The sequence below is a fragment of the Streptomyces sp. NPDC051940 genome, assembly GCF_040680895.1.
Taxonomy (GTDB): Bacteria; Actinomycetota; Actinomycetes; order Streptomycetales; family Streptomycetaceae; genus Streptomyces.
In genome coordinates, this window is record NZ_JBFAXR010000237.1 from 1 (window position 1) to 5,991 (window position 5,991).

Consider the following 5,991-nt stretch of genomic DNA (forward strand, 5'->3'; position numbering starts at 1 on the left):
AGTCCTCCGGGAGCTCCAGCGTCGGGCGGATGTCGACCTCGGCGGTGAAGGCGTGAGTTCGTGGGGCTCAGTGGGGTGCGCCGGCGAACTCCGTGCCGCACGGGCCGCCGCCCGTGCTCTCCTGCGCCTCGAGCGCGTCGCCGTCCATCGTGAGCAGGTCGTAGTAGCGGGCGATGCGCTGCGTGGAGCGGCCGACGTAGTGGCAGATGAAGGAGCGGCGGAAGCGGCCGGCCGTGCGGTTCGGGCCGGAGCCGTGCACCAGGCTGCCGTTGAAGAACAGCACGTCACCGGGCGACATGTCGACCGGAACGGCCGTGAGACCGGGCGGCGGGGGCACGTACTCGCGGGCGAACGACAGCCCCGGGTCGGCCTCCTCCGGGCAGAACAGGTCCATCAGATGCGTGCCGGGGACCACCTCGAGGCCGCCGTTCTCCCGGTCGATGTCGTCCAGGGCCAGCCAGGCGGCGATACAGGTGCCCGGTTCGACGCGCAGATAGAAGTTGTCCTGGTGCAGCGCCTGGCCGCGGGCGCCCGGCGGCTTGAAGTAGAACATGCTCTGCGCGGCGAGCGGCTCCTCGCCGAAGAGGCCCGTCAGGATCCCGGCGACACGGGCGTCGAGCAGCCGGCGGCGGGCGAGGTCGTTGAAGCGGTGCGGGTGCATCACCCGCGGATACGTGCCCAGGGGGTCGGCGGGGCCGTCGGCGGGTTGCTGCTTCGGCTCGAAGTGGCCGGGTATCGGGCGTCCCTCGGCCGGCAGGCGCATGAACTCCTCGGTCAGCTCCTTCGCCTCGTCGGGGGTGAACAGGCCGCGGACGACCGTGTAGCCGTCCGCGTGGAACTGCTCCAGGAGGGTGTCGGACGGGGGCACCGGCATGGCAGGGTCCTCTCGGGGGGCGGGTGAAGTCACTGCTCAGACGGTACGGAGGGAAGGTGGCGTACGGAATGTCCGGAAGTGCCGAGCGCATGCCTGAAACTGCTGCGGGTCAGCCCGCCGACACCCCTTCCCCGCCGCCCGAGTTGCTCCTGGCCGCCCGGTTCACCGAGCCCGCGGGCTATGCCGTACGACGGGCCTCGGGTGCCGCGAACTGGCTGCTGCTGTGGACCACCGCCGGACGCGGCGAGGCCCGGGGCACCGGCGGCTGGTGTCCGTTGCGGGCCGGGGACCTCGTCCTCCTCCCGGCCGGCCGGGAGCACGCGTACCGCACGGACGCGGCGGCCGGGTCCTGGAGCGGCTGGTGGGCGCACTTCCAGCCGCGGGCCGGATGGCCGGCGCTGGTGCGCGAGCACGGGCGTCCCGACGGGATGTTCCTGGTCACCGGGGTGCCGGAGGCCGTCCGCGGCCGGATCGACGACGCGTTCCGGCGGCTGCACGCCGACGCGCGCTGGACCTTCGGCGAGGCCCCGGCCGACGCGGTGCCGACCGGCACGGACCCCACGGGCATCGCCCTGACAACCGCCGGACCGGGGCGGGAGCTCGCGCTGGGCGCGATCGAGGAGATCCTGCTCCTGGCGACCGCGAGCACGGCTGCCGCGCGCCGCGCGGGCGAGGGCCCCGGCGACGAACGGATCGGGCAGGCGGAGGCGGCCATCGCGGCCGACCCCGCCGCCCCGCACACCGTCGCCTCGCTCGCCGCCCTGGTGGCGCTGTCGCCTTCGCGCTTCGCGCACCTCTTCGCCTCGCACACCGGCCGCACGCCCATGCGGGCCGTGCTGGCCGCCCGGCTCAGCCACGCGCAGCGGCTGCTGGACGCGACGGACCTGGAGGTGGGCCAGATCGCGCGGGCGTCGGGCTTCGCGAGCCCGTTCCACTTCAGCCGGGCCTTCCGCGACCAGTACGGGGTGCCGCCGACGGCGTACCGGGGGCGGTCGTAGGCGTGGGCCGCCGCCGGATTAATTCCTGGACAGGGAGCAGCCGTTGCGCCTAGGGTGGCGGCACGCCCCGCGATCTTCAGGAAGGAGGCGAGTGCGATGTACCCCTCTTCTGTCACACGCTCCCGCCCCTCCTTCGGGCGTTCCATCCGGGCTTGATGCCCGCGGGTCCCGGGAGCGCGTGTTCCACAGCTTCCGGAAGGAAACACCATGACCGATCTGGTCATCCGCCACCTCGCCGCCGGCGAGGAGCACCTTTTCCAGCAGATCCCCGACCACCCCGCCGTAGGCAAGGGCGCGTTCGGCCACCAGTGGGCGACCGTCGACCAGGGCGGTGAGTACCGCCTCGACTGGTGCTGGATCGCGCTGCGCGACGACCGCGTCGTGGCCCGGGCGGCCTGGTGGGCCGGTCCGACGGACGAAGCGCCGCTGGCCCTGGACTGGTTCGACTTCACCGACGCCGAGGCGGGCACGGAGCTGCTCCGCGCGGCGCCGCTGCGCGCGGAGTACGCGCTGCTGCTGCCGCCGCGGTGGCGCGACGACGCGGCGGTACGGGCCGACGTGCAGGCGCGCATCGACGCGGCCGCGGCGGCCGGGATGGAGCCGCTCGTCGAGCGGTTCCAGTACGAGTGGACGCCGGAGTGCGGCGTACCGGAGCGGCCGGGCCGGCTGGTGTTCCGCGAGGAGCCGGACGACGAGAAGATCCTCGACGTCCTGCGCCTGGTGGAGCAGGGCTCCCTCGACGCGCACGCCCGCAAGGCGGTCGACGAGGGCGGCGTCGACCAGGCGGCGCGCGAGGAGCTGGAGTTCTTCCAGTGGTGCCCGTCGCCGCGCGAGTGGTGGCAGCTGGCGTACACCCCCGAGGGCGACCTCGTGGGCCTGCACATCCCGGCCCGCAACCACACGAACCCGATCGTCGGCTTCATCGGCGTCGTGCCGGCGCAGCGGGGTCGGGGGTACGCGTACGACCTCCTGGTCGAGACGACGCACGTGCTGGCCGCGCAGGGCGTGTCGAAGATCGTCGCCACGACGGACTTCGGCAACGAGCCGATGGCCCGGAACTTCGCGAAGGCGGGGTACCCGGTGATCCAGGAGCGCTACTTCATGCACTGACCACCACGCGGTCGCCCACCGCGCAAACCCCTGGGGGCTCCGCCCCCGGCCCCCGGGGGTCTGGTGTCCGCTGACAGTCGCCGTGCACCGGAGGGCCGGGCAAGACCGTGGCCCGCGCCGGCGCCAGGTGTCCGAGTCCCCCGAGCAGGAGGACCCAGGTGCCGTGATGCGCCCGTACCGTACAACGGGACGAGGTGTGGCCGGCCACCCACGCACTGCCGCAGCCCGACGCGTCTACCGGGCATGAAGTGCCCCGACCGCGGCGAAACGGCGGCGTCGACGCCGAGCCCGACGATCACGGCCTCGGGCGCTCGCGCGGCCGACTGCGGACAGGGCGTACGGCTCCCGTAGAAGGCGGACCAGATCCGCAACCGCCAGAGGCTCGGTTCCCGTGGTGGTCGCCCGCCCGAATTCGACAAGGATGACTACGAGCAACGGCACGCGATCGAGTGCGGAATCAACCGGCTCAAGCGCCACCGCGCGCTTGCGACGAGGTTCGACAAGCTTGCCGCTCGCTACCACGCGACCGTGCTGGTCGTTGCCATCAGCGAATGGCTACGACCAGCACGGCCGCGGCGCCACACCTATCCGTCTTGAAGGATCCGACCCTCTGGAGTCCCGAAGTACCAGTGCCGCCCAGCCGGGGCAGGAGGGAGTGCGCCAGCCGCAAGATCAGCCAGCGCCTCGGCCAACTCAACGAGCGGAGCGGCATCGATGCGCTGTGCACCGCGCAGGAAGCTGGTGGCGCTCTCCTCCAACTCAGGCCATGTCGAGACTTCGTCTCGTGTCACCCCACCGCGGGCCTCGATCCGGCGAGCCGCCTCCAGAGCGCAGGTCAGGAGTTCCTGCCTCTGTTCGACGCCGTAGTCATCGAAGAGGACGGCGAAACTGCTGCCCACCAACGCGTGCGTGCGGAGATCCTGCTCCAACTCCGCCCGCCATGAGGGCCGCAGATCCGCCGACGTCTCTCCACAGACTCTCGCCGCTTCGATGAAGAGAACTCCGAGTGCCACGTCGTAGGCCCAGAACATCGCCTCGCCAGAGATCACCGGCACTGTCCTGCTCAACGACACTCCTCTGCAGCAGCTCGCTCCAGCGCCAATCATGTCCTACGGGCCCAGACGCTCGCCCAGTTGCACGCCAACCCGGCGAACCTTCCAGAGCAGGGCACTCAGTCGAACTCGAGGCCCGAAGCCTCCGCACGGGCAATGATGTCGCGGACTGCCTCAGGGCTCGTGATGACGGATTCCACGGCCGCCTTGAGAAGCGTGAGGTCGCTCGAACTCCCGACTGCGCAGAACATGCCGGCCTCGCTGTCGAAATCGAGGCGCTCGGCGCTGCCTGACCCCTCGAAGCGCTCGTCCGGCCCGTCACCGGGCTTCTTCAGAACGGCCACTGATCGGGTGACGCCTCTGGGTAGACCCGCAGTTCATGGGCCCGAGCCGCCCTAGGCAGGGAGTCGCACGCCTGGCGGTACCGGACTTCCCGCCGGGATCACGTCCTCCGGCTGCAGGCCCACCGTGTTCCGCAGGTTGACGGTGCCGCCGGAGAACGTCGCCGCGATGAAGCCGATCGTGCCGCCGGAGAACGTCGCCCAGTGGAAGTCGACGATGCCGCTGGAGAACGTCGCCCCGTTGAAGCCGACTGTGCCGCTGGAGAAGGTCGCCGCGATGAAGTTGACCGTGCCGCCGGAGAACGTCGCCGCGGTGAAGCTGACATCGTCGCCGGAGAACGTCGCCGCGCCGAAGTTGACCGTGGCGCCGGAGAACGTCGCGTCATCGAAACTGACCATGCCGACGAATCTCCCGTTGGAGAACGTCACCTTGCTGGAGAACATTGCTCCGTAGAAGTTGACCGTGCCGCCGGAGAACGTCGCCTTGCCGAAGTCGACCGTGCTGCCGGAGAACGTCGCCTTGCCGAAGTCGACCATGCCGCCGGAGAACGTCGACTCGTGGAAGCTGACCCTTCCGCCGGAGAAGATCGCCCCACTGAAGTCACCGCCGTCGAAGACGGCAGCAGTGAAGTCGAAGTCGTGGCCCTGCCAAGAGTGAGGGTGGGTGGTGTCGAGGCGCAGGTGCTCGGAGATGAGGCGGATCGTGGTGTGCCGGACTTCCCGAAGCGCAAGATGGGAGTGCCGTGCCTCCGCATCATCGGCGGGCAGGTCGGCTTCAGCGGTGTACGGCAGGCGTAGGTAGGCGCACAGGACATCGATGCAGGTCTGGCGCAACGCGCGGGTCGGCGCGTCATCGGCGAGGCCCGCGAGGGCGTGCACACCACCGAGACGGATGGCGGGGGCGGGGTCGCCGAGCTGGGCGACGGCAGCGGTGAAGCGTTCGGTGTGGAGCCGGGTGGCCTCGCGCAGCGCACCGTTCTCGTCGACGCGCTGCTTGCGGTAGGCAACGACGAGGGCGACCAGCGCGCCGGCGCCGGCGACCACGCCGAAGGACAGTTTGACCAGGTCGAACAGGGTCTTGGAGTCGAGTTGGGTCTCGTGTTTGAGGCTGCGGGTGCCGAGGAGGTGCCATCCGAGGTAGAACACGGTGGCCGCGATGGTCAGGGCAGCTGCGAAGGTGAGGGGGAGGACCAGGCCGATACGCCACAGGCGCAGGTTGCGCTGCTCGACTCGCTCGGGAAACTTGGGGGCCACGTAGCCATGGACTACTTACACGGGCTGTTGGTTGCCCAGCAGGGGCGACGCCGCTGCCCGCTGGGTGGACCGTGCGTTCACCGCCACCGCGCGGGTGGGCGCTGCGCGCCTCCGTCCTCAAACGCCGGACGGGCTGAGGGGGTGGTCCGGTCACGCTCGGATGCGTCCGGTCCCGCCGGCGCCTGCGGCGCGATTCGGCGCTTCGCGCCTCAGTCCTCAAACGCCGGACCGGCTGGAGGTGCGGTTGCGCCGGCTGACGCGCTTCGGGAGAACCGCGCCGACCACGAGGACGACGGCGGTACCGGCGCCCACCGCGGCGATGACGCCGGCCGGGGTGAGCTGGACCGTGTTGCGGCGGGCGG

The 5,991-nt window shown here is 71.1% G+C and carries 6 protein-coding genes and 2 pseudogenes; 3 read left to right on the top strand and 5 right to left on the bottom strand.

The features are described 5' to 3' along the window. Positions 1-67: 67 nt before the first annotated feature. A complete protein-coding gene (locus AB0M28_RS39640) occupies positions 68-874 on the bottom strand; it encodes a phytanoyl-CoA dioxygenase family protein (RefSeq protein ID WP_365415567.1) in 807 nt (268 codons plus the stop codon). Positions 875-963: 89 nt separating this feature from the next. Here AB0M28_RS39640 and AB0M28_RS39645 point away from each other — a divergent pair, with 89 nt between their 5' ends. The 3 genes and pseudogenes from AB0M28_RS39645 to AB0M28_RS39655 form a co-directional block, all read left to right on the top strand. Beyond that, entirely contained in the window at positions 964-1,872 is a 909-nt protein-coding gene (locus tag AB0M28_RS39645; protein WP_365415569.1) for an AraC family transcriptional regulator, read from the top strand. A gap of 207 nt (positions 1,873-2,079) precedes the next feature. Then, positions 2,080-2,982 (top strand): GNAT family N-acetyltransferase, encoded by a 903-nt coding sequence (locus tag AB0M28_RS39650; protein WP_365415570.1) that lies wholly within the window; start codon positions 2,080-2,082, stop codon positions 2,980-2,982. Between the two features lie 366 nt (positions 2,983-3,348). Next, positions 3,349-3,579 (top strand): annotated as a pseudogene (locus AB0M28_RS39655) (hypothetical protein); the annotation flags it as partial. Here AB0M28_RS39655 and AB0M28_RS39660 read toward each other — a convergent pair. The 4 genes and pseudogenes from AB0M28_RS39660 to AB0M28_RS39675 form a co-directional block, all read right to left on the bottom strand. Beyond that, complete coding sequence (locus AB0M28_RS39660; RefSeq protein ID WP_365415572.1) at positions 3,567-4,049, bottom strand: hypothetical protein; 483 nt, start codon at positions 4,047-4,049, stop codon at positions 3,567-3,569. The pseudogene AB0M28_RS39655 and the gene AB0M28_RS39660 overlap by 13 nt on opposite strands. A 104-nt stretch (positions 4,050-4,153) precedes the next feature. Beyond that, positions 4,154-4,378, bottom strand: coding sequence for a hypothetical protein (locus AB0M28_RS39665; protein WP_365415574.1), 225 nt, complete (start codon positions 4,376-4,378; stop codon positions 4,154-4,156). Positions 4,379-4,429: 51 nt separating this feature from the next. After that, positions 4,430-5,629 carry a pentapeptide repeat-containing protein gene (locus AB0M28_RS39670; RefSeq protein ID WP_365415576.1) on the bottom strand — a complete coding sequence of 400 codons (1,200 nt, stop codon included), beginning with the start codon at positions 5,627-5,629 and terminating at the stop codon, positions 4,430-4,432. Positions 5,630-5,896: 267 nt separating this feature from the next. Beyond that, a pseudogene (locus AB0M28_RS39675) lies at positions 5,897-5,991 on the bottom strand (SpdD-like protein); the annotation flags it as partial.

Coding starts and splice junctions, on each gene's coding strand:
- AB0M28_RS39640 (WP_365415567.1), bottom strand. CDS start 874: ATGCCGGTGCCCCCGTCCGACACCCTCCTGGAGCAGTTCCACGCGGAC.
- AB0M28_RS39645 (WP_365415569.1), top strand. CDS start 964: ATGCCTGAAACTGCTGCGGGTCAGCCCGCCGACACCCCTTCCCCGCCG.
- AB0M28_RS39650 (WP_365415570.1), top strand. CDS start 2,080: ATGACCGATCTGGTCATCCGCCACCTCGCCGCCGGCGAGGAGCACCTT.